17 protein-coding genes are annotated in these 21,407 nt (G+C 62.8%); 6 read left to right on the top strand and 11 right to left on the bottom strand.

Going from position 1 to position 21,407, the window contains the following annotated elements; translation table 11 throughout:
- Window positions 1–15: 15 nt before the first annotated feature.
- A complete protein-coding gene (locus ACYG97_RS27080; RefSeq protein ID WP_023669492.1) occupies window positions 16–1,023 on the bottom strand; it encodes an ABC transporter permease subunit in 1,008 nt (335 codons plus the stop codon).
- Between the two features lie 47 nt (window positions 1,024–1,070).
- A complete protein-coding gene (locus tag ACYG97_RS27075; protein WP_023732472.1) occupies window positions 1,071–2,669 on the bottom strand; it encodes an ABC transporter substrate-binding protein in 1,599 nt (532 codons plus the stop codon).
- Window positions 2,670–3,144: 475 nt separating this feature from the next.
- Here ACYG97_RS27075 and ACYG97_RS27070 point away from each other — a divergent pair, with 475 nt between their 5' ends.
- Complete coding sequence (locus tag ACYG97_RS27070; protein WP_023732473.1) at window positions 3,145–5,136, top strand: long-chain fatty acid--CoA ligase; 1,992 nt, start codon at window positions 3,145–3,147, stop codon at window positions 5,134–5,136.
- A gap of 28 nt (window positions 5,137–5,164) precedes the next feature.
- Window positions 5,165–5,872 (top strand): class I SAM-dependent methyltransferase, encoded by a 708-nt coding sequence (locus tag ACYG97_RS27065; RefSeq protein ID WP_031198174.1) that lies wholly within the window; start codon window positions 5,165–5,167, stop codon window positions 5,870–5,872.
- A gap of 84 nt (window positions 5,873–5,956) precedes the next feature.
- Here the strand turns inward: ACYG97_RS27065 and ACYG97_RS27060 are convergent, their stop codons facing one another.
- From ACYG97_RS27060 to pgi, 3 genes are all read right to left on the bottom strand, one after another.
- Complete coding sequence (locus tag ACYG97_RS27060; RefSeq protein ID WP_155922478.1) at window positions 5,957–6,178, bottom strand: hypothetical protein; 222 nt, start codon at window positions 6,176–6,178, stop codon at window positions 5,957–5,959.
- A 69-nt stretch (window positions 6,179–6,247) separates the two neighbouring features.
- Window positions 6,248–6,979 carry an HAD family hydrolase gene (locus tag ACYG97_RS27055; RefSeq protein ID WP_023688783.1) on the bottom strand — a complete coding sequence of 244 codons (732 nt, stop codon included), beginning with the start codon at window positions 6,977–6,979 and terminating at the stop codon, window positions 6,248–6,250.
- Window positions 6,976–8,619: a glucose-6-phosphate isomerase gene (gene pgi / locus ACYG97_RS27050; protein ID WP_023732474.1), complete on the bottom strand. Its 1,644-nt coding sequence runs from the start codon at window positions 8,617–8,619 to the stop codon at window positions 6,976–6,978. Before pgi ends, ACYG97_RS27055 begins: the two co-directional genes overlap by 4 nt.
- A gap of 427 nt (window positions 8,620–9,046) precedes the next feature.
- Here pgi and pdxR point away from each other — a divergent pair, with 427 nt between their 5' ends.
- A complete protein-coding gene (gene pdxR, locus ACYG97_RS27045) occupies window positions 9,047–10,540 on the top strand; it encodes a MocR-like pyridoxine biosynthesis transcription factor PdxR (protein WP_023669484.1) in 1,494 nt (497 codons plus the stop codon).
- Between the two features lie 206 nt (window positions 10,541–10,746).
- Window positions 10,747–12,366, top strand: a complete 1,620-nt coding sequence (locus ACYG97_RS27040) for a trimethylamine methyltransferase family protein (protein WP_023732476.1) — start codon at window positions 10,747–10,749, stop codon at window positions 12,364–12,366.
- A gap of 17 nt (window positions 12,367–12,383) precedes the next feature.
- On the opposite strand, the gene ACYG97_RS27035 is transcribed toward ACYG97_RS27040, so the two are convergent.
- The 3 genes from ACYG97_RS27035 to ACYG97_RS27025 all read right to left on the bottom strand — a co-directional run bounded on the left by ACYG97_RS27035 (window position 12,384) and on the right by ACYG97_RS27025 (window position 16,475).
- Window positions 12,384–12,782: a hypothetical protein gene (locus ACYG97_RS27035; RefSeq protein ID WP_031193314.1), complete on the bottom strand. Its 399-nt coding sequence runs from the start codon at window positions 12,780–12,782 to the stop codon at window positions 12,384–12,386.
- Window positions 12,783–12,855: 73 nt separating this feature from the next.
- Window positions 12,856–14,337: a flavin monoamine oxidase family protein gene (locus ACYG97_RS27030; protein WP_023732478.1), complete on the bottom strand. Its 1,482-nt coding sequence runs from the start codon at window positions 14,335–14,337 to the stop codon at window positions 12,856–12,858.
- Between the two features lie 332 nt (window positions 14,338–14,669).
- On the bottom strand, window positions 14,670–16,475 hold the full coding sequence (locus ACYG97_RS27025) for an IlvD/Edd family dehydratase (RefSeq protein WP_023688786.1): 1,806 nt from the start codon (window positions 16,473–16,475) through the stop codon (window positions 14,670–14,672).
- Between the two features lie 143 nt (window positions 16,476–16,618).
- Between ACYG97_RS27025 and ACYG97_RS27020 the strand changes: the two genes are divergently transcribed.
- Window positions 16,619–17,095: an SRPBCC family protein gene (locus ACYG97_RS27020; protein ID WP_023732479.1), complete on the top strand. Its 477-nt coding sequence runs from the start codon at window positions 16,619–16,621 to the stop codon at window positions 17,093–17,095.
- 142 nt (window positions 17,096–17,237) lie between these two features.
- On the opposite strand, the gene ACYG97_RS27015 is transcribed toward ACYG97_RS27020, so the two are convergent.
- The 3 genes from ACYG97_RS27015 to ACYG97_RS27005 all read right to left on the bottom strand — a co-directional run bounded on the left by ACYG97_RS27015 (window position 17,238) and on the right by ACYG97_RS27005 (window position 20,155).
- Window positions 17,238–18,428, bottom strand: a complete 1,191-nt coding sequence (locus ACYG97_RS27015; protein WP_023732480.1) for an Mrp/NBP35 family ATP-binding protein — start codon at window positions 18,426–18,428, stop codon at window positions 17,238–17,240.
- Between the two features lie 77 nt (window positions 18,429–18,505).
- Entirely contained in the window at window positions 18,506–19,510 is a 1,005-nt protein-coding gene (locus tag ACYG97_RS27010) for an inorganic phosphate transporter (protein WP_023703518.1), read from the bottom strand.
- 3 nt (window positions 19,511–19,513) lie between these two features.
- Complete coding sequence (locus tag ACYG97_RS27005) at window positions 19,514–20,155, bottom strand: DUF47 domain-containing protein (RefSeq protein ID WP_023673429.1); 642 nt, start codon at window positions 20,153–20,155, stop codon at window positions 19,514–19,516.
- A 158-nt stretch (window positions 20,156–20,313) separates the two neighbouring features.
- Here ACYG97_RS27005 and ACYG97_RS27000 point away from each other — a divergent pair, with 158 nt between their 5' ends.
- Window positions 20,314–21,213: a LysR family transcriptional regulator gene (locus ACYG97_RS27000; RefSeq protein ID WP_023688790.1), complete on the top strand. Its 900-nt coding sequence runs from the start codon at window positions 20,314–20,316 to the stop codon at window positions 21,211–21,213.
- The last annotated feature ends 194 nt before the right edge of the window (window positions 21,214–21,407 follow it).

The raw sequence follows: 21,407 nt of genomic DNA, 5'->3' as shown, positions 1-21,407 counted from the left end.
CGGTCGACTGGCTCATCACGCCGCCCTGATGCGCGGGTTGATGACGGCATAAAGCACGTCGACGATCAGGTTCACGGCCATGACGATAAGGGCGATCAGCAGCAAGCCTGACTGCACGACGACATAGTCGCGCTTGGAGATGGATTCGACCATCCACTTGCCGATGCCCGGCCAGGCGAAGATGGTTTCTGTGAGAATGGCGCCGGCGAGCAGGGTACTGACCTGCAGGCCGATGGTGGTGACCACCGGGATCAGCGCATTGCGCAGCGCATGCACGCCGATGACGCGGGACGACGACAGGCCCTTGGCGCGGGCGGTCCGCACATAGTCTTCGCCCAGCACTTCGAGCATGGCCGAGCGCGTCTGGCGCGCGATCACCGCCAGCGGGATGGTGCCGAGCACAATTGTCGGCAGCACCAGGTGACTCAATGCCGAGCGGAAAGCATCCCATTTGCCGTAGAGCAGGCTGTCGAGGGTCAGGAAGCCGGTGATCGGCTTGATAAAGAACTGAAGGCCGATGCGGCCTGAAACCGGGGTCCAGCCGAGATAGCCGGAGAAAAAGATGATCAGCAGCAGGCCCCACCAGAAGATCGGCATGGAATAGCCGACGAGGGCGGTGCCCATAAGCCCCTGGTCGAACCAGGAGCCGCGTTTGACCGCAGCAATGATGCCGGCCGGTATGGCCAGCACCATGGCGAAGATCATGGCGAAGACGGAGAGCTCGATGGTTGCCGGGAACAGCGTCATGAAATCTTCGATGACCGGCCGCTTGGACGAAATCGACACGCCGAAATTACCGGTCGCGGCATCGCGGACATAATGCGCGTATTGCTGCCAGATCGGCAAATTGTAGCCGAACTGTTCCTTCAGTTCCGCGTAACGCTCGGGCGACACGCCATGCTCGCCGGCCATGGCAAGAATGGGATCGCCGGGCAGCAGCCTGACGAAAGCGAAGGCGCAGATGGTGATGCCGATCAGCGTCGGCAGCACCAAGACGATTTTGTTTAGGAGATATCGGAGCATCTTGAAAAGCGGGCGGCGCCTGATTGCGCGCCGCCCGCCTAACAGTTCTATTCGGCCTTGTCGACGCCGTCGAAGCGATGAATGCCGAGCGGGTCCATCATGAAGCCGCTGACATTCTTGCGCACGATTGCGTAGACCTGGCTGTGTGCCATGAGGAAGGCCGGAGCCTGCTTCTGGAAGACAACCTGCGCCTCTTCATAGAGCTTGGTGCGTTCGGCCTGGTCGCTGGTCTTCTTGGCCTTCTGGATCAGATCCTCGAAGTCCTTGTCGCACCAGCTGGAGTAGTTCGACACGCCGATGGCCGAGCAGGCGAACAGCGTGGCGAAGAAATTGTCCGGATCGCCATTGTCACCGGTCCAGCCGATCTGGAAGGCGCCCGGGCGTTCCTTCTTCTTGCCTTCTTCGCGGTACTTCGTCCACTCGTAGCTGACGATTTCCGCTTTGACGCCGACCTTGGCCCAGTCAGCCTGGATCAGTTCGGCGGCGCGCTGGAAGTTCGGGTTGTAGGGACGGACGCGGTCGGAGGCCCAAAGCTGGATCTCCTTCAATCCGGCATCGGCCAGCACCTTCTTGGCGGCTTCCGGATCATAGGCGTCGGACTTCACGTCCTTGTTCCACGACCACATGGTCGGCGGGATCAGGTTTACGGCCGGCGTGGCGCCGGCGTCCTGGAACAGCGACTTGATGAGCGATTCCCGATCGATCGCCTGGTTGAGCGCATGGCGCACTTCAGGCTTGTCGAGCGGCGGGATGGTGGTGTTGTAGCTCATATAGCCGATGTTGAGGCCAGCCTGATCCATCAGGGTCACGTCGGCGTTGGCCTTGATCGTGCCGATGTCGGCAGGATTCGGATAGGGCGCGATATCGCATTCGCCGGCGAGCACCTTCTGGATGCGGGCGGTGGCGTCAGGCGTGATCGCGAAGACGAGATCGTCGATCTTTTCCTTGCCCTTGAAGTAGTCCGGGTTGGCCGCATAGCGGATGACCGAATCCAGCTGGTAGTCGACGAACTGGAACGGACCTGTACCGACCGGCTTGGTCGAGAAGTCGGCCATCTTGCCGTCTTTTTCCAGCTGGTCGGCATATTCCTTCGACACGATCGAGGCGAAGTCCATGCCGAGATTGGCCAGCATCGGCGCGTTCGGCTCGGTCAGCGTCAGCTTCACGGTCAGGTCATCGACCTTTTCCCACTTGGCGACGTATTTCGGCATGTCCATGCCGGTGTAGTAGTCCCAGGTCAGGTTCGGCAGGTACTTCTCGCCGTTCCAGGGGTTTTCCTTGTTGAACTGGCGATCGAACGAAAAGACGACGTCGTCGGCATTGAAATCACGCGTCGGCTTGAAGAAATCCGTCGTCTGGAACTTCACGCCCGGATGCAGGTGGAAAGTATAGACCAGGCCGTCGTCCGAAATCTCCCATTTGTCGGCGAGACCGGGCACAACTTCGGTGCCGCCATGCTTGAACTCGACCAGGCGCGAATAGACGGTGCGCGACGAGGCGTCGAAGTCGTTGCCGCCCGTCGTGGTACCCGGGTCGAAGTTGGCCGGCGAGGCCTCCGAGCAATAGACCAGCGTCTTGGCATTGGCCACACCGCCGAGGACGCTTGCAGCCAGCAACGCGGCTGCAAAAGTCAGTTTCTTTTTCATTGAGCACTCCCTGATGTTCTTCCAAGCCCCTCTATAGGCTCGCGAAGCGCGCATATAAGCACCGTTTTTCCGGCTTTGGAACACCCTGTTTGCCTACCCCACCGTAAGCAGAAAATATTTCTCGGTCTTTGACGAACTGCAGAAACAAATAGCAAAATCTGCTAATCACGGGATTGTTAACGACCGCATTTTTTCATTGATCGCAGCAATCGTAAGCCAAAAATCCACAAGCCTGGGTTTCGCCACCGAGATGACAGGACGGCATTGCCGAGCCGGCGTCGCGGGAAGGATTTCGACGGCAAATCTTTGCCGTCCTGCCGCTGGGGCAAGACTTGCACGGCCGCCGATAGTCGCAATAGATAGATGACACGCTGGATTTTCCGGGAATCCGCGACATCGCTGCAGCGGAGGACGCCTCACCACATCGAGGCGGCGCAGCAGGAGCAGGCAACAGAACGACCGAGGGAGGCTAGAGGTGGCGAAAGCAACAAAGACAACGGCCCCGGCGAAAGCAAAAACGGCGAAAGCTTCAAAACCGGCCGCCGCTGCCGCCAAGTCGAAAGCGCCACCGGCCAAAGCCACTCCCGCTGTCAAGCCAACGGCAACCTCGACGCCGGCGAAGGCAAGCGCCAAGCCGGCGGCGAAACCTGTGGTCAAGCGCGCGGCGAAGACAGCACCCGCTGCAAAGCCCGCCCAGCCGCCAGCCGCCAAGACAGCCGCGGCGAAGCCCGCCTCGAAGCCGTCGCCGGGCGCGGCCAAAAAACTGCCGAATACGCTGACGGCGCTTGCCGCGGGCTTGCCGGAAAAGCCATGGCTAAAAAGCTATTCGAAAGTCGTGCCGGCGGAGATCGGCGCCCTGCCCTACAGTTCGATCGGCGACTTCCTCGTCGGCGCCTGCAAGCAGTTTTCCGGCCAGCCGGCATACGTCTGCATGGGCAAGTCGATCTCCTATGCCGAACTCGAGCGGCAATCGGCCGCCTTCGGCGCTTATCTGCAATCGAAGGGCCTGCAGAAAGGCGCACGCGTGGCGCTGATGATGCCGAATGTGCTGCAATATCCGGTGGCGATGATGGCCGTGCTTCGCGCCGGCTATGTCGTGGTGAACATCAATCCGCTCTACACGCCGCGCGAGCTCGAACATCAGCTCAAGGATTCCGGCGCGCAGGCGATCGTCATTCTGGAGAATTTCGCCAGCACCCTGGACGCGGTGATTGCCAGGACGGCGGTCAAGCATGTGGTGGTCGCGGCGATGGGCGACATGCTCGGCGCCCTCAAGGGCACGATCGTCAACCTCGTCGTGCGCCGGGTGAAGAAGATGGTGCCGGCCTGGTCGCTGCCCGGCCATGTCAAATTCAATGCGGCGGTGAAAGCCGGCGCCGGCATCGCCTTCAAACCGGCCAAGATGGAGGCCGGCGACGTTGCCTTCCTGCAATATACCGGCGGAACCACGGGGATTTCCAAAGGTGCTGTGCTGCTGCACTCCAATGTGCTGTCCAATGTCGCGCAGAACACGCTGTGGCTGCAGGACGCCTATGCGATCAAGCCGAAACCGGCGCATCTCAACTTCATCTGCGCACTGCCGCTCTACCATATCTTCGCGCTGACGGTGAACGCGCTGATGGGCATGCAGCAGGGCGCCCAGAACGTGCTCGTTCCCAACCCGCGCGACATTCCCGGCTTCGTCAAGGAGCTGCAGAAATACCCGATGCACATTTTCCCCGGCCTCAACACGCTGTTCAACGCGCTGCTCAACAACGAGGATTTCCGCAAGCTCGACTTCAAGCCGCTGATCATGACGCTGGGTGGTGGCATGGCGGTGCAGAAGGGGGTTGCCGAGCGCTGGAAGGCGCTGACCGGCAATTCGATCACCGAGGGCTACGGGCTGTCGGAGACCTCGCCGGTGGCCACCGCCAACAAGTTCAGCGACAGCAATTTCACCGGCACGATCGGCCTGCCGCTGCCGTCGACCGAGATCGTCATCCGCGACGATGACGGCAACAACCTGCCGCTCGGCGAGGTCGGCGAGATCTGCATTCGCGGGCCGCAGGTCATGGCCGGTTACTGGAACCGGCCGGACGAGACCGCCAAGGTGATGACCAAGGACGGGTTTTTCAAATCCGGCGACATGGGCTTCATGGACGAGCGCGGCTACACCAAGATCGTCGACCGCAAGAAGGACATGATCCTGGTCTCCGGCTTCAACGTCTACCCCAACGAACTCGAGGAAGTCGTCGCCCAGCATCCGGGCGTGCTCGAAGTGGCGGCGGTCGGCGTGCCGGACGAGCATTCGGGCGAAGTGCCGAAGCTGTTCATCGTCAAGAAGGATCCGGCGCTGACCGTTGAGGCAATCACTGCGTATTGTCGCGAGAACCTGACCGGCTACAAGCGGCCGAAATACATCGAGTTCAGGACCGAGCTGCCGAAGACGCCGGTGGGCAAGATTTTGCGCCGGGCGCTGCGGGAATAATTTGAACGGCGAGCCTGGCGACGGCGGGATGGCGGACGATAGTCGGCGTCCCGATGCAGTAGTGTTCATCAAGGCGAACCTGCGGCTTGCGCCCGTTCCCGCCCTTCGTGAAATCCAGCTCTATACGGCTCATTCCGGCAGCGGCCTGAGGCGGCTTGTCGAGTGGCGAGCTCATGGACCGGAAGACGGCAGCCAGACCGAGGAGCACGAAGCTGAGCCGCAGCCGCCCTACTGGGCCTATGCCTGGGCCGGCGGCGCCGTGCTGGCGCGCTATATACTCGACCATCCGCAAATCGTGGCCGGTCACCGCGTGCTCGACCTCGGCGCCGGCTCGGGCCTCGTCGGCATCGCCGCCGCCAAGGCCGGCGCCAGCGCGGTGATCGCCGCCGAGAGCGATCGCAACGGCGTCGCCGCGATCGGCCTCAACGCGTTGGCCAACGGCGTCGAGATCACCATTGTCGACCAGGATATCACCACGGGCCCGCCGCCAGCGGTCGATCTCGTGCTTGCCGGCGACGTGTTCTACGGCCGCGAGGTTGCTCTGCGGGTGATCCCGTTCCTCGACCGCTGCCTGGCAGCCGGCATCGAGGTGCTGGTCGGCGATCCCCGCCGCGCCGATCTGCCGCTGTCGCGGCTACGATTGCTCGCCGAATATCAGGTGCCGGATTTCGGCGACGCAAAGGGTGATGTGACCAAGCCGAGCGGTGTGTTTTGGTTCGAGCCGGAAGATTGCTAGCGCGACGCGGCAAAGCCCAGTCGCTCTGAATGGCCGGATTCTACTCATTGTGGACAAACCTCAAGGGGCAGAAAATAGATTGGATTAGCCGTTGATAGGAGAAGTCGAATGGCGTGGATTAAAGTTGTTCAACGTATCGGCTTCATAGTTTGCCCAAAGTGCGAAAATCGCGGCTTCGAGCTTCAGCCTGGCGAAGACATCGATAACGCAAGCGCCAAGATCAGGTGCGGCAGATGCGGGTACGTTTGCTCTGCTGATGAGTAGCCCACTATGTCCGAAAACAAACCAGAAGCTCCATAGTTTCATGGCTGCTTCCCCCAACTCGGCCATTGGCGGGGAAATCCCGAGCCGAATTGAGTTTGCCCCAGGCCCCCGTCAGACCGTCTCCTTGACCCGCGCCGACAGAAAGTCCGGCAAGTCGGCAACCGAATCCAGAACGACATCGGCGATCGACGCCAGCGATTCCCGCGTGCCGGTGCCGGAGAGCACGCCGACCGCCAGGCCGCAGCCGCCGGCACGCGCCATCTCCAGGTCGTGGCGGTTGTCGCCGACCATGGCGATCTCGGACGCCTTCAACCCGGTCAGGTCGCAAAAGGCGACGATCGTGTCCGGCGCCGGTTTCGGATTGGCGACCGCGTCATAGCCATAGGCGGCGGTGAACAGCTGCGCGACGCCGAGCGTGACCATGGTCTTTTCGGCACCGGCAGTCGAATCATTGGTGGCGACGCCGAGCCGGTAGGATCGCTTGTGCAGAGCCGTCAGCGCCGCGACGATGCCGGGCAAGGCCACCGCCATCGATGAGCCTTGCACCGAGGTGATCTCGTTGAAACGGGCGACGGCCAGCATCTGGTCCTCGTCGGACAGGCGCGGGAACCATAGTTCGACGACATCCATGTTGGTGCCCGAGGCGAAGATGGAATCCGGCTTGAAACGCTTGGCGACAAAATCGAAGCCCGCCGCTGAAAGCAGCCTGTCGGCTTTCCAGCGATCGCCCTCGGCAGCATCCATGGCCATGAAATCGGCGATGCCGAGCCAGGTCGCGTTGAAATCGACAAGCGTGCCGTCCTTGTCGAACAAGATGCCCTTGATGTCGGCCGGATTTTTCATTGCGCCCCCCGCAGTTGCTGGATGCGCGCCACCAGCCCGGCCGTGGATGCGTCGCGCTTGTCGGCGCTCTCCTTGGCTTCCACGACTGGCAACAGGCCGGTCGCCAGTTCCTTGCCGAGCTCGACGCCCCATTGGTCGAAGGAATTGATGTTGAACAGAGTGCCTTCGACGAAGACGCGGTGCTCGTAAAGCGCGATCAGGCGGCCGAAGGTGCGCGGGTCGAGCTTGCGGTAGAGGATCGTCACCGAGGGGCGGTTGCCGGAGAAGACACGGTGCGGGGCTATTCTGTCGACATCGGCCGGCTTCATGCCCTTGGCCAGCATCTGCGCGCGCGCCTCGTCCAGCGTGCGGCCCTTCATCAACGCTTCCGACTGCGCCAGGCAATTGGCAAGCAGCAGATCGTGCTGGTGCTTGAGATCAGGCTCATGGCCGACGGCAGCGGCAAGGAACTCGACCGGGATGAAATCGGTGCCCTGGTGCAGCAGCTGGAAGAAGGCGTGCTGGCCATTGGTGCCGGGCTCGCCCCAGACCAGCGGCCCAGTCGGCGTCGTCACCGGCGTGCCGTCGAGGGTGACGCCCTTGCCGTTCGATTCCATGTCGAGCTGCTGCAGATAGGCCGGCAACCTCGACAGGCGCTGGTCATAGGGGATGACCGCACGCGCAGGATAACCGCAGATCACGCGATGCCACCAGCCGACCAGCCCAAGCAGCGCAGGCAGGTTCTTCTGCAGGGGTGCGGTGCGAAAGTGCTCGTCCATCTCATGCGCGCCGTCGAGGAAGGCGCGGAAATTGCGCGGACCGATGGCGATCATCACCGGCAGGCCGATGGCGCCCCACAGCGAATAGCGGCCGCCGACCCAGTCCCAGAAGCCGAACACGCGATCCGCTTCGATGCCGAACTTGGAAACCAGGTCGAGCGCGGTCGAGACGGCGGCGAAATGCTTGCCGACAGCTTCCTTGCCGAGCGCCTTCTGCACCCATTCGCGCGCCGTCTCGGCATTGGTCATCGTCTCGACCGTGGTGAAGGTCTTCGAGGCGATGATGAACAGGGTGGTTTCGGCCGACAGGCCCTTCAGCGTGTCGTGGATATGGGCGCCGTCGATGTTGGAGACGTAGTGCGCGCGCGGGCCGTCGTGATAGGGCGCCAGCGCCAGCGTCGCCATGGCCGGGCCGAGATCGGAGCCGCCAATGCCGATATTGACGATGTCGGTAATCTTCTTGCCGGTGGCGCCGGCGGCCTTGCCGGAACGAATGGCATCGGCAAAAGCGCCCATGGCGTCGAGCACGGACAGCACATCCGCCTTGACGTCCTGGCCATCGACCGTGACGCCCTTGCCCGAGAGGTTGCGAAGCGCCGTGTGCAGCACGGCGCGGTCCTCGGTGATGTTGATCTTCTTGCCGGAAAACATTGCGGCCCGGCGACCTTCGAGATCGGCGGCGGCGGCGAGCTTCTCGAGCAGTTCCATCGTGCGCTGGTCGACCGCGCATTTCGACCAGTCGAGCAAAAGGTCGCCGTCGCTGGCCGAAAACGTCTCGAAGCGCTTGGGGTCAGCGGCGAAAGCCTCGCGCATCGTGCCCGATGCTGCCGCGCGCGCAGCACGCAAGGCGACAAGCTGTTTGTCGAAGGAGGAATGATCCAATGCCGGCTCCTGATCGTTTTTCACGACATCTTATCAGACCGGATGTTTCCGGCGCGTGTCGTCGGGGTGATGTTATCGAGCCGAATTCCCCATGTTTCAATGCGTGGGGATGACGCAGTGCAGCATAGTGCGATCTGATGGAGCTACGACGCTGCGCGTCGCGCTGGATGATGTGATGGGAGTAGCGACGACGCTACGCGTCGCGCTGGGGATAATGAGGCGCGACGACGCTTCGCATCGCGCGGGCGTCCGCGCTGCGGGATGACGCAAGCGTCACCCGGGGATGCGACGACGCTGCGCGTCGCGCATAGATCACTGGCATAAATCCCAGCGATCAGAAAAATTGATTGGCGCAACCCCTTGTGCCACGGTTACCTTCCGCTGGTCCAGCCAAGCAAAAAAGACTGGCCATCGAGGAACACCTACCATGCCACAGCGTAACGACACGGCCATATGGTCCGGCCTGTTCCGGATTTCGGCGGAATCGGGCCAGACCCTGCAGGCGCAGATCCGTCAGGCGATCGTCGCCGCCATTCTCGACCGGCAGATCGCCGCTTCGATGCCGCTTCCGTCCTGCCGCATCCTGGCTGAAAAACTCGGCGTCGCGCGCGGCACTGTGGTGCTGGCGTTCCAGCAATTGGTCGATCAGGGTTTCCTGGTGGCGCGCGAACGGCGCGGCCATTTCGTCAATCCGGATGTGCTGGCCACCCCCGCCAAGCCGCACCAGAAGGCGCCCGACCAGCAGAACGAGATCGACTGGAAGGCACGCCGGCAGATCGCCGCCAGCGATATGCCGCCACCGGCCAAGCACGACAACTGGATCAAGTCGTCCTACCCCTTCGTCTACGGCCAGTTCGACCCGGCGCTGTTCCCGACAGCCGAATGGCGTGAGTGCAACCGCATGGCGCTGGCCGTGCTCGAAATCCGCAACTGGGCCTCCGACATGGTCGATCGCGACGATCCGCTCTTGATCGAGCAGATCCAGGCGCGGCTATTGCCGCGGCGCGGCATCTTCGCCAATCCGGACGAGATTATCGTCACGCTCGGCGCCCAGAACGCGCTCTATATGCTGGCGACACTGCTGATGACAAAGGGCTCCAAGGTCGCGATGGAAGACCCGGGATACCCCGACGCGCGCTCGATCTTCCGCCTGGCAGGCGCCGAAATCCAGCCGGTTCCGGTCGATCAGTCCGGCATCGTCACCTCGTCCATCCCCAACGATTCCGGCTTCGTCTTCGTCACCCCCAGCCACCATTGCCCGACCATGGTGCCGCTGTCGGCAGAGCGGCGGCAGGACCTTCTGGCGCGCGCCAACCGCCACAACCAGATCATCATCGAGGACGGCTATGACAGCCAGCTTCTCGACGAGGCGCCGCAGCAGGCGCTGAAGAGCCTCGATCGCTCGGGTCGCGTCGTCTATGTCGGCTCGATGTCGAAGACGCTGGCTCCGGGCCTGCGGCTTGGCTACATCGTCGCTTCGGCTGGACTAATCTCCGAGCTTAGGGCGCTGCGCCGCTTCATGCTCAGGCACCCGCCGGCCAACAACCAGCGCGCGGTCGCGCTGTTCCTGTCGCTCGGCCATCACGAAGCCCTGGTGCGGCGGCTGTCGTCGGCCTTCGATGAGCGACGCAAGCGTCTGGTCCATGCGATTTCCGCATTCCTGCCGGAATGGCGCTCGACCGATTCGGCCGGCGGCACATCGCTCTGGCTGGAAGGCCCGCGCGGCACCGATTCACGTGGACTGGCCGAGGCCGCGGCGTCGCGCAGCGTCATCATCGAGCCCGGCGATCGTTTCTTCGATCGCACCGAAAAGCCCTCGCGTTTCATGCGCTTGGGCATTTCCTCGATCGCGCTGCAGCACATCGAGCCGGGTATTCGCGAGCTCGCGACTGCGGCCGGACGCAGGCCCGCGGCAGCCTGATTTGCCTGTGCCGGAGCTTTGAACAGCCCCGGCCCTTGGCATGATCACCAACATTCTGCATTAGCTCTCTGGCATACTCGGCTGCGTTGACTGGCCCATAGGCTGGGCCAATGGCAACGGCATAGTCGGCTGACAGAGGGACGAAGCAAGCCGACGGTGGACCAATCACCGCGCCGTGTTCGCAAGCTAAAGGTGGAGTGCCCCCCATGTCAGTGGCTGTTGAGCAGCAGGATGCGGCTCTTAAGGATGCGGCTCCTAAAGATACATCAGCCGACCAGCGTTCGCGACGATCCGGCGGGCGCGAAGCGCGCCGCGCCATGCGGGCCGCACCGCTTGCCGACGATATCCGGCCGGTGCGCGCCGGCCTCGAAGGCGGCAGCTACGGGCCGCTCAACCAGAACGACCAGGAGCGCATCCATGAAGCGGTGCTGACGCTGCTGGAGACCGTCGGCTTCGCCAATGCCATTCCCTCCTGCATCGAGGCGCTGACCGGGGTCGGCGCCGTCTATGGCGATGACGGCCGCGTCCGTTTCCCACGCGGGCTTGTGATGGACACGATCAGACGAGCCGCGCGGAATTTTACGCTGCACGGCCAGGACCCCAGGCATGACATGCTGATCCAGGGCAAGCGCGTGCATTACGGCACGGCGGGTGCGGCGGTGCATCTGGTCGATGTCGAAAAGCGCGAATACCGCGAGTCGCTGGTGCAGGACATTTACGACGCCGCCCGCCTCGTCGAAGGGCTCGACAACATCCATTTCTTCCAGCGGCCCATGGTGCCGCGCGACATTCCCGATCCGCTCGAAATGGACTTCAACACGCTCTACGCCTGCGTGATGGGGACGTCGAAGCATGTCGGCACCTCCTTCACGGTGCGCGAGAACGTGCAGCCGGCGCTGGACATGCTTTATGCGATCGCCGGCGGCGAGGAGAATTTCCGCGCCCGGCCGTTCGTGTCGAACTCCAACTGCTTCGTCGTACCGCCGATGAAGTTTGCCGAGGACGCCTGCGGCGTGCTCGAAGCCTGTGTCGAAGGCGGCATTCCGATCCTGCTTTTATCGGCCGGCCAGGCCGGCGCCACCGCTCCCGCGGCGATTGCCGGCGCTGTGGTGCAAGCGGTGGCCGAAGTGCTGGTCGGCCTCATCTACGTCAACGCCATCAAGCCCGGGCATCCGGCGATCTTCGGCACCTGGCCGTTCGTCTCCGACCTCAGGACCGGCGCCATGTCGGGCGGCTCGGCCGAGCAGGCAGTGCTGACTTCGGCCTGTGCGCAGATGGCGCAGTTCTACGATCTGCCGGGCGGTTCGGCCGCCGGCATGACGGATTCGAAACTGCCCGACATCCAGTCCGGCTATGAAAAGGGGATCACCGACGTGATGGCCGGTCTTGCCGGCCTCAATCTGGTCTATGAATCGGCAGGCATGCACGCCTCGCTGCTCGGCTTTTGCCTGGAGAGCCTGATCATAGACAATGACATGTTGGGCCACTGTCTACGCTGCGTGCGCGGCATCGAAGTGACCGATGAAGCACTGTCGATCGACACCATCACCGAAGTCTGCATGAATGGCCCAGGCCACTATCTCGGCAATGAGCAGACGCTGCGGCTGATGCAGACCGAGTATTTTTATCCGGCCGTGGGCGACCGCTTTTCGCCCAAGGAATGGAACGAGAAGGGCCGGCCCGACATCTTGCAGCGGGCGATCATCGAAAAGAAGCGCGTGCTTGCCGAGCGCTTCCCGCGCCATGTGCCGAAGCTGCTCGACGACAAATTGCGCGCCCGCTTCGGCGAGATGATCAAGCTGCCACGCAGCGGCATGGGCGGGTAAGCTTCACCTTACGAAGGTCAGTCCGCACTTAGCCCAAAGCGCTCGACGACTTCGGCGCTGATCAGCTTGCCATGCAGCGCCATCAACACGATCTGGGCATCCAGGCTGTCGCCGGTTTCAAGCGCAGCCTCGATGCGGCGCTCAGCGTCCAGCCGCCGCTCCGGCCCATTGGCCTGCTCGAAGGTTTGTGGGCCTGCGATGCAATAGCCAAACAGCTGCGCCACGGACCGGTAGGCGTCGGGCGGCGGCTCGTCCGGCCAATGATCCTTCATCAAATTGACGATGGTGAGCTTTATCCCCTCGGGAACAAGCGCCGGATGAAGATCGGCGCCGCGCAGCGCGTTGTCCAGTTCCCGCAAATCGCCGGAGCGACCGAACATGCCGAGGAAACCGATTGAAGAGCGCCGTTTAGTCACGTTGATACTTTCCGTCCGATAGCCGACCACTCATACGGAATGTAGGATCGTTTTTCATCGCCCTTGCGGAGTCTCAGGCAAGCCAGGCGTCGAGCCCGAATTCCCGCTGCAACAGGTCTTCCGCACTTTCCAGCGCGCCCTCGATCCAGCCGTGATTGTTGGACCACGCTTCGCCACAGACATGAATGCCCGGAGCGAGCGTATGGCTCGCCAGTTTTATACCGGAGATATCTATGCCACGGTCCCAGACATGCGACGCGCCGCCATAGGCCGGCGCACCCCAATCCTGCGCAAACCCGCCGATGGGTTTCGAGATGGCGCCGTGTTTGCCATGGACTTCGACCATCTGGCCGTGAAAGGCCTCCAGCGCGGAATGTCCCTCGGCCAAAACCGCAAAACCGTGGCGCCGAGCGAGCTCAGGCAGCAGTGAGCGCCAGAATACCATGTGCCTGCCATCGCAATAGGCCATGGCGACGCTCCGGCGAATCGTCGCGTCGCGCGCGTCCACTTTTGTGAACTGCCATATCTGGCGAGCCGGCAGATCGGTCACGCTGTGGCCAGCCGCGATGCCGTTTCGAGCCCACCATGGGCTGGCATAGCAGGCGGCCAGCGTGAGCATCGGCCAGGGTTCCGGTGCCGGCAGATCGCTGGGCTGCTCGATGCCGGACTTTTCCAGCAGGGTCCGCAGGGGGCGGACCGGTAACGCCAGCACGACCTTGCGCGCCTCGACCGTCCCGCCTTGCCCCTCGACAGACAAGACCATCCCTTGCGCCGAGCGGGCGATGGCGGTCACGGTGTGATCGAGATGGACGGCGCCGCCGCTGACAGCGATCCGCCCGGCCATTCGCTCCGCAACCGGCTGGAACCCGCCATCGGGGGAACAATAGGAGCGGCCGCCGCTCAGCTCGCCGAGCGCAAGCCTGAACGTCTCGGCGGCGTTGGGTCCACGCAGGAGCAACGAATAGCCCACCGCGTCCTCGGCAAAAGCCATTTCCTCCGGGGTCAAGACAGTCGCCAGCACATCCCAAGTCGCCCAATCCGCCAGCTTGCGGCCGCGATAAACGAAGCCTGCGGCGCCGTTCCATTCGGCGCTGCCGAAGGCCTCCGAACCCGGCAGGATCAGTGCTGCCGCCTTTCGCAGCAGGCGGGACGGGCCTTTTTCCTGCAGCCGACGCGTCACGTCATAGGCAAACAGGCGGCGCGGCGCAAAGCGCGATATAGCGGCGTAGGGCAGGCTCCTACCGCGCAGATGGAGCCGGTTGGCGCCGGTGACGACGTCCATACCCGACAGCTTTACATCCAGCGTCGCCATGAGTTTTTTGAGCAGCCGATGTTGCGGCATCAGCATCATCGCGCCGAGATCGATGCCGAAGTTCGGCTCTCCGGGAAATGAGACCGTGGAGGCCCGACCGCCGACGCGACCGGCGGATTCGAAAACAGCGATCCTTGCGGGCTTTTCACTTTGGGACAAGCGCCACGCCAGGAAGAGACCGGCCATGCCCGCGCCGACAATAGCAATGTCGACCGGGGCAATGTCGATCGGGCTAGGCGGCAAGGATACGCCCGTGGCGGAAAACCATCATCATGGACGACGCTCTGGACCCCTCTTGATTTCGTGTCAAAAAACCCGAAACTGACGAGGACTGCAATGTCATACTGACAGGTGGGATCAGTTGGCGTGCGAGCAGTGATCTAAAACGGGCAACGGGTCCTATGAAGAAACAGTATCACACACCAGTCATCCGCAAGGCAGGACGACTTTCCGGCATCACAGCCATCGCCGCTTCGTCCGGCCCGCCTCCACCCTGAGGCCGCCATCCAAACAAGCTTACGCCAAGGCTTTCATGCCGGCCCGATCAGGCCGGCATTTTCATATCAAGCGGGTGCTCAGTGGTTGTCCCTCGGCACGCCGCTGGTGTGCGCGACGTCCTGGTATTTCACCGCCGGCTTCAGCACCATGCCCTCCGAGAACTGGTCGACCATGGAGCGCTGGATCTCCTGCCATGGCGTCTGATGCTTGGGATAATGATAGCCGCCATCGACCTGCAGTTCGGCACGGCGGCGCGTGATTTCCTCGTCGGTGACGAGGATGTTGGCAGTGCCTTTCCGTAAATCGATGCGCACACGGTCGCCGGTCTTGAGCAGCGCCAGGCCGCCGCCAATGGCGGCCTCCGGCGAAGCGTTGAGGATAGACGGCGAGCCGGATGTGCCCGACTGGCGGCCATCGCCGATGCAGGCCAGCGCGTGAATGCCCTTCTTGATGAGATAGGCGGGCGGCTGCATGTTGACGACCTCGGCGCCGCCGGGATAGCCGATTGGGCCAGCGCCGCGCATGAACAGGATGGTGTGCTCGTCGATGCCTTGCGCCGGATCGTCGATGCGGGCGTGGTAGTCCTCGGGACCATCGAAGACCATGGCGTTGCCCTCGAAGGCTTCCGGGTCGTTCGGGTTGGAGAGATAGCGTTCGCGGAATTCCGGCGAGATGCCGCTCATCTTCATGATTGCGGAATCGAACAGATTGCCGCTGAGATTGATGAAGCCGGCATTGGCCTTCAGCGGCTCGGCGACGGTGCGGATGACGTCGGTGTTCTCGTTGGCGACATCCTTGCAATTGTCGCCGATCGATTTCCCGTTGACGGTCATCGCTTCGGGATAAGGCAGCAGCTTGGCCTTCATCAGTTCGGCCACCACAGCCGGCACGCCGCCGGCATGATGATAGTCCTCGCCGAGATATTCGCCCGATGGCTGCAGATTGACGATGAGCGGCACATGGAGGCCGACCGTCTGCCAGTCGTCATTGGTGAGCGGCACGCCGAGATGGCGGGCAATCGCGTTGAGGTGGATCGGCGCGTTGGTCGAGCCGCCAATCGCCGAATTGACGACAATGGCGTTCTCGAACGCCTTGCGCGTCATGATGTCGGATGGCTTCAGATCCTCATGCACCATCTCGACGATGCGCTTGCCCGTCTCATAGGAGATCTGGCCGCGCTCGCGGTAGGGTGCCGGAATGGCAGCCGAGCCCGGCAATTGCATGCCGAGCGCCTCGGCCAGCGAGTTCATCGTGGTGGCGGTGCCCATGGTGTTGCAATAGCCGGTCGACGGCGCCGATGAGGCGACGATGTCCATGAACTCGTCATAGTCGATCTCGCCGGCCGAGAGGCGCTGGCGCGATTCCCAGACGATGGTGCCCGATCCCGTGCGCTTGCCCTTGTGCCAGCCATTGAGCATCGGTCCGACCGAAAGTGCTATGGCCGGAATATTGACGGTGGCCGCCGCCATCAGCAGCGCCGGCGTGGTTTTGTCGCAGCCGATGGTCAGCACGACGCCGTCGAGCGGATAACCGTAAAGCACTTCGACCAGGCCGAGATAGGCAAGGTTGCGGTCGAGTGCCGCGGTCGGGCGCTTGCCGGTCTCCTGGATCGGATGGCACGGGAATTCGAAGGGGATGCCGCCCATCGAGACGATGCCTTCGCGCACGCGCTTGGCGAGCTCGATATGGTGGCGGTTGCATGGCGACAGATCCGAGCCGGTCTGGGCGATGCCGATCAGCGGCTTGCCCGACATCAGCTCGGCCCGCGTCAGGCCATAGTTCAGGTAGCGCTCGAGGTAGAGCGCGGTCATGCCTGGATTGTCGGGATTGTCGAACCACTCCTGCGAGCGAAATTTCTTCTTTCCGGTGGGGGCGCCTGCCATCATGGTCTCCGTATTTGTAAGACAAATCGATATGGCAACGCGCGGAAGCAGGCAAGAGGGCGCACCGTCGCAACCGGACTTTGGTGCGATAGACACAGACCAGACCGTGCGTTAGGCCTTCGAAGTCTGTCCGGGAGGTGTCGATGGCTTTGGTGATCGAAGGCGAGGAACGCATTGCCGCCCCCCTGCAGAAAGTGTGGGACGCGCTGAACGATCCGAAGGTTTTGCAGGCGACCATTCCCGGCTGCCAGCACCTGGAGATGAAATCGCCGACCGAAATGGCGGCGACGGTGGTCCTGAAGATCGGACCGATCAAGGCGACATTCAACGGCGAGGTGACGCTGAAGAACCTGAAGCCGCCGCACTCCTACACCATCCAGGGCGAGGGCAAGGGCGGTATTGCCGGCTTCGCCAAGGGTGGCGCCGACGTGACGCTGACGGCGGACGGGCCGGATGGGACAGTCCTCAAATACGCGGCCAAAGCCGAAGTCGGCGGCAAGATCGCCCAACTCGGCAGCCGGCTCATCGAATCGACTTCGAAGAAGCTGGCCGGGCAGTTCTTTTCAAGCTTTGGCGAGAAGGTGGGTTCCCCTCCCCCTTTAGGGGAGGGTGCCTCGTGAAGCGAGGCGGGTGGGGTCGCCTCAACTGCCTCAACGTGAGTTGAGCTGCCTCGACTTGTAAAGAAATAGCGTCGAGCGTGTCACCGCGGACCCCACCCGGCCCTTCGGGCGACCCTCCCCTCAAGGGGGAGGGATATCCGAGCTACTCGAACACGATGTTCGGCACCGCCGCTTCGGCCGCGCCGCGTTCTTCGTTGACCCGGTCCCAGACCTTCGAAGCAATATCGCGGTAAATCTTCGCCTCGGGGCTGTCGGGCTTCGACGCCACCACGGGCGAGCCTTCATCAGAACTTTCGCGAATTCCCATTTCCAGCGGCACTTCGCCGAGGAAGGTCACGCCGAGTCGCTCGGCCTCGCGCCGCGCCCCGCCATGGCCAAAGATGTCGTAGCGCTTGCCGGTATCGGGGGCTATGAAATAGCTCATGTTCTCGACGATGCCGAGCAGCGGCACGTCGACCTTCTTGAACATATTCAATCCTTTGCGGGCGTCGATCAGCGCCAGGTCCTGCGGCGTCGAGACGATGACGGCGCCGGCCAGCGGCACCTGCTGGGCCATGGTCAGCTGGGCGTCGCCGGTGCCGGGCGGCATGTCGACGACGAGCACGTCGAGGCGGCCCCATTCGACCTCGCGCAGCATCTGCGTCAGCGCCGACATCACCATCGGACCGCGCCAGATCATCGGCGTCTCCTCGTCGACGAGGAAGCCCATCGACATCACCTTAAGGCCGTAATTCTCCATCGGTTTCAGGATCTTGCCGTCGACGGTCTGCGGCCGGCCATGGATGTTGAGCAGCCTGGGCATGGACGGCCCATAAATATCGGCATCGAGCACGCCGACACGCAAACCGTTGGCGGCGAGGCCAAGCGCGATGTTGACAGCGGTGGTCGACTTGCCGACGCCGCCCTTGCCGGACGCCACCGCGATGATCGCCTCGATGCCGGGCACGCCGCGCTTGCCCGAGCTTTGCGAGGCCGGGGCGTGCGGGGCTGGAGAGTGTGGAGCTGGGCGCGGCGCGGCTGGCGCAGCCGGCGGTGCGGGCCTGGGCGCGGGACGCGACGCAACCGGAGCCTCCATGCCGCCGCCCTTCTTCTCCGCCGTCAGCGCGACGACGGCGCCGGCGACACCAGGGATCGCCTTGACGACACGCTCGGCTGCGGCGCGCAGCGGCTCCATCTCCTGTGCGCGGGCGGCGGGAACGGTGATCGAGAAAAACACTTTCGAATCGGCGATGAAAATCTCCGAAACCATGCCGAGGTCGACGATGTTGCCGGTGAAGTCCGGCCCGTTGACCGTCTTCAGACGCTCGGTGACGATTTCCTTGGTGACGGACATGCATTGTTCCCTAGGCGTTTGGCTGCGGCTCAGATAGTGCAGATTGGCAGCGACTCCAAGCACCACCGGTGTCCGCCTCACCCTGCCAGGCCAACCGCTAGGTAGGTGAGCGCCGAAATTGCAGCCGTGGCCGGCAAGGTGACGATCCAGGCGATGACGATGTTGCCGGCAATGCCCCAGCGCACGGCCGAGACGCGGCGGGCGGCGCCGACACCGATGATGGCCCCGGTGATGGTATGGGTGGTCGACACGGGAACGCCGAGCCAGGTGGCGGCAAACAGGGTGATGGCGCCGCCGGTCTCGGCGCAGAAGCCCTGCATCGGGTTCAACCGGGTGATCTTCGAGCCCATCGTGTGGACGATGCGCCAGCCGCCGAACAAAGTGCCGAGCGCCAGTGCTGTCTGACAGGTGAGGACGACCCACAGCGGCACGTAGAACGTCCCGCCGAGCATACCTTGCGAATAGAGCAGCACGGCGATGATGCCCATGGTTTTCTGGGCGTCGTTGCCGCCGTGCCCTAGCGAATAAAGCGAGGCCGAAAAGAACTGCATGACGCGGAAAGTGCTGTCGACGGCGAACGGTGTCTGGCGCACGAACAGCCAGGAAACGGCCAGGATGAGGACCAGCGCCAGAACAAACCCTGTCGCCGGCGACACGACGATTGCGGCGACCGTCTTGCCAAGCCCGGTCCAGACGATGGCGCCGGGCCCAGCCTTTGCAACGCCGGCGCCGACAAGCCCGCCGATCAGGGCATGCGAACTGCTGGACGGGATGCCGGCAATCCAGGTGACGATGTTCCAGACGATGGCGCCGACGAGCGCCGAGAAGATCACCGCCGGCGTGACGATGCTGACGTCGACGATACCTTTTCCCACGGTTTCAGCCACGTGAAGGCCGAAGAACATGAAGGCGATGAAATTGAAGAAAGCCGCCCACAGGACCGCATATTGCGGTCTCAGCACGCGGGTGGAGACGATGGTGGCGATGGAGTTCGCTGCATCGTGCAGGCCGTTGAGAAAATCGAAAAACAGCGCGACGGCGACAAGGCCGATCAGCACGGGAAAGGCGATGGTGGCTTCCATTGCCTAAACGTTCTCGATGACGATGCCGCTGATCTCGTTGGCGACGTCCTCAAAGCGGTCGACCACCTTCTCCAGCTGGCCGTAGATCTCCGAGCCGATCAGGTAGGCCATCGGATCGCTGCGGCCATGCCGCTTGAACAGGTCCTTCAATCCCTGCTCATGCAGATCGTCGGCGCGGCTTTCGACGCGCATCACCTCTTCGGCGATGGCGTTGAGGCGTACCGTGTGCGTGCCGACCTTGCTGAGCAGCGGGATTGCTTCGGCAACCAGCCTGGAGGCGGCAACGATGACGCCGCCCATCTCCTGCATCAGCGGGTCGAATTCCTTCTTTTCGAACAGCTTCACCGTCTTGACGGTCTTGTGCATCATGTCGATGGCGTCATCCATCGACTGGATCAGGTCCTTGATGTCGCCGCGATCGAAGGGCGTGATGAAGGAACGCCGCACCGCCAGCAGCACTTCGGCCGTGATATGATCGGCCTCGTCCTCGAGATCGATGATCTTCTGGCACCAACGATCGATGTCCTTGCCCTGCAGGAGCTGCTCCAGCGCCTCGGCGCCGCCGACCACGGTGCGGGAATGCCGTTCAAAGAGGTCGAAGAAGCGATCTTCGCGCGGCAAAAGCTTGCGGAACCAGCCCAGCATGTCCGATCTCCTCGTATTCCATCCAACCACATAGCGCCGTGTTCGGCCGGGGGAAACAGCCAGCCGGCCCAAAGATGTGGATGCATGGCCAATTGCGGGTAGAGCTTGCGGCGAAAGGCAATTTCTCCGACCTTGCGCGCAACGAACGGACGGATGGTATGATCGACAAGCTCGAATTCTTCATCGCGCTGGCCAAGGAGGAGCATTTCGGCCGGGCGGCGGAAGCGTGCGGCGTCACGCAGCCGACCTTGTCGGCCGGGATCAAGCAGCTGGAGGGCCAGCTCGGCGTCATGCTGGTCAATCGCGGTTCGCGCTTTCAGGGGCTGACGCCGGAAGGCAAGCAGGTGCTGGTGTGGGCGCGTCGCATCGTCGGCGATTCCAGGACCATGCGCGAAGAGATGCGGGCGGCGCGACATGGCCTGTCCGGGCGTATCCGTATTGCCGCCATCCCAACCGCCCTCGCCATGGTGGCGCGGCTTACGACGCCATTTCGCGAGAAGCATCCGGGCGTCACCTTCTCTATCCTGTCGCGCACCTCGATCGAGGTGTTGTCGCTGCTCGGCAATTTCGACGTCGATGCCGGCATCACCTATCTCGACAACGAGCCTCTCGGACGGGTGACCAGCGTGCCGCTCTATGACGAGCGCTACCAGCTGATCACGGCGGTCGGAAATCCCTATTCGGATCGCGACAAAGTGACATGGGCCGAAATCAGCCAGCTGCCGCTCTGCTTGTTGACGCCGGACATGCAGAACCGCCGCATCATCGACCAGCATCTGGCCGAGGCCGGCGTGCAGGTGCGGCCGACACTGGAATCCAACTCGATGATCGTGCTGTTCTCCCACATACGGACAGGCAAATGGTCGTCGATCATGCCGCTCAACCTGGCGGAAACATTCGGTTTTTCCGAACCGATCCGGGCCATTCCGATCGTCGAACCGGATGCCAGCCACACTGTCGGGCTGGTCGCCGCTCCGCGCGAACCGCACACCCCGTTGGTGCAGGCGCTGCTGGACGAGGCGATGGCGCTGGCAGACGATTTCCGCGCCAATCGCTGAGCTAGTCATAACTGGTCAATCGGCGCGATAGAAATTTTCTATCGTGCAACGAAACCGCTTTATTGATTTCAGAGGTTTTCTCTGATTTCTTAAGCACTTAGCGATTAAGCGGCGTAGGCATGTCGTTGTTCCAAAACCGCTTCATGCTTTTGGACGATATATGCATCGATCGCTATGATAGGGAGGGCGCTGCG

The organism is Mesorhizobium sp. W067, from assembly GCF_054719525.1.
This window is presented reverse-complemented; position numbering and strand designations above follow the sequence as displayed.

Excerpts from the sequence above, each read along its gene's own strand:
- ACYG97_RS27080 (WP_023669492.1), bottom strand. The coding sequence starts at position 1,023 with ATGCTCCGATATCTCCTAAACAAAATCGTCTTGGTGCTGCCGACGCTG.
- ACYG97_RS27075 (WP_023732472.1), bottom strand. The coding sequence starts at position 2,669 with ATGAAAAAGAAACTGACTTTTGCAGCCGCGTTGCTGGCTGCAAGCGTC.
- ACYG97_RS27065 (WP_031198174.1), top strand. The coding sequence starts at position 5,165 with ATGGCGGACGATAGTCGGCGTCCCGATGCAGTAGTGTTCATCAAGGCG.
- ACYG97_RS27060 (WP_155922478.1), bottom strand. The coding sequence starts at position 6,178 with ATGAAACTATGGAGCTTCTGGTTTGTTTTCGGACATAGTGGGCTACTC.
- ACYG97_RS27055 (WP_023688783.1), bottom strand. The coding sequence starts at position 6,979 with ATGAAAAATCCGGCCGACATCAAGGGCATCTTGTTCGACAAGGACGGC.
- pdxR (WP_023669484.1), top strand. The coding sequence starts at position 9,047 with ATGCCACAGCGTAACGACACGGCCATATGGTCCGGCCTGTTCCGGATT.
- ACYG97_RS27040 (WP_023732476.1), top strand. The coding sequence starts at position 10,747 with ATGTCAGTGGCTGTTGAGCAGCAGGATGCGGCTCTTAAGGATGCGGCT.
- ACYG97_RS27025 (WP_023688786.1), bottom strand. The coding sequence starts at position 16,475 with ATGGCAGGCGCCCCCACCGGAAAGAAGAAATTTCGCTCGCAGGAGTGG.
- ACYG97_RS27020 (WP_023732479.1), top strand. The coding sequence starts at position 16,619 with ATGGCTTTGGTGATCGAAGGCGAGGAACGCATTGCCGCCCCCCTGCAG.
- ACYG97_RS27015 (WP_023732480.1), bottom strand. The coding sequence starts at position 18,428 with ATGTCCGTCACCAAGGAAATCGTCACCGAGCGTCTGAAGACGGTCAAC.
- ACYG97_RS27010 (WP_023703518.1), bottom strand. The coding sequence starts at position 19,510 with ATGGAAGCCACCATCGCCTTTCCCGTGCTGATCGGCCTTGTCGCCGTC.
- ACYG97_RS27005 (WP_023673429.1), bottom strand. The coding sequence starts at position 20,155 with ATGCTGGGCTGGTTCCGCAAGCTTTTGCCGCGCGAAGATCGCTTCTTC.
- ACYG97_RS27000 (WP_023688790.1), top strand. The coding sequence starts at position 20,314 with ATGATCGACAAGCTCGAATTCTTCATCGCGCTGGCCAAGGAGGAGCAT.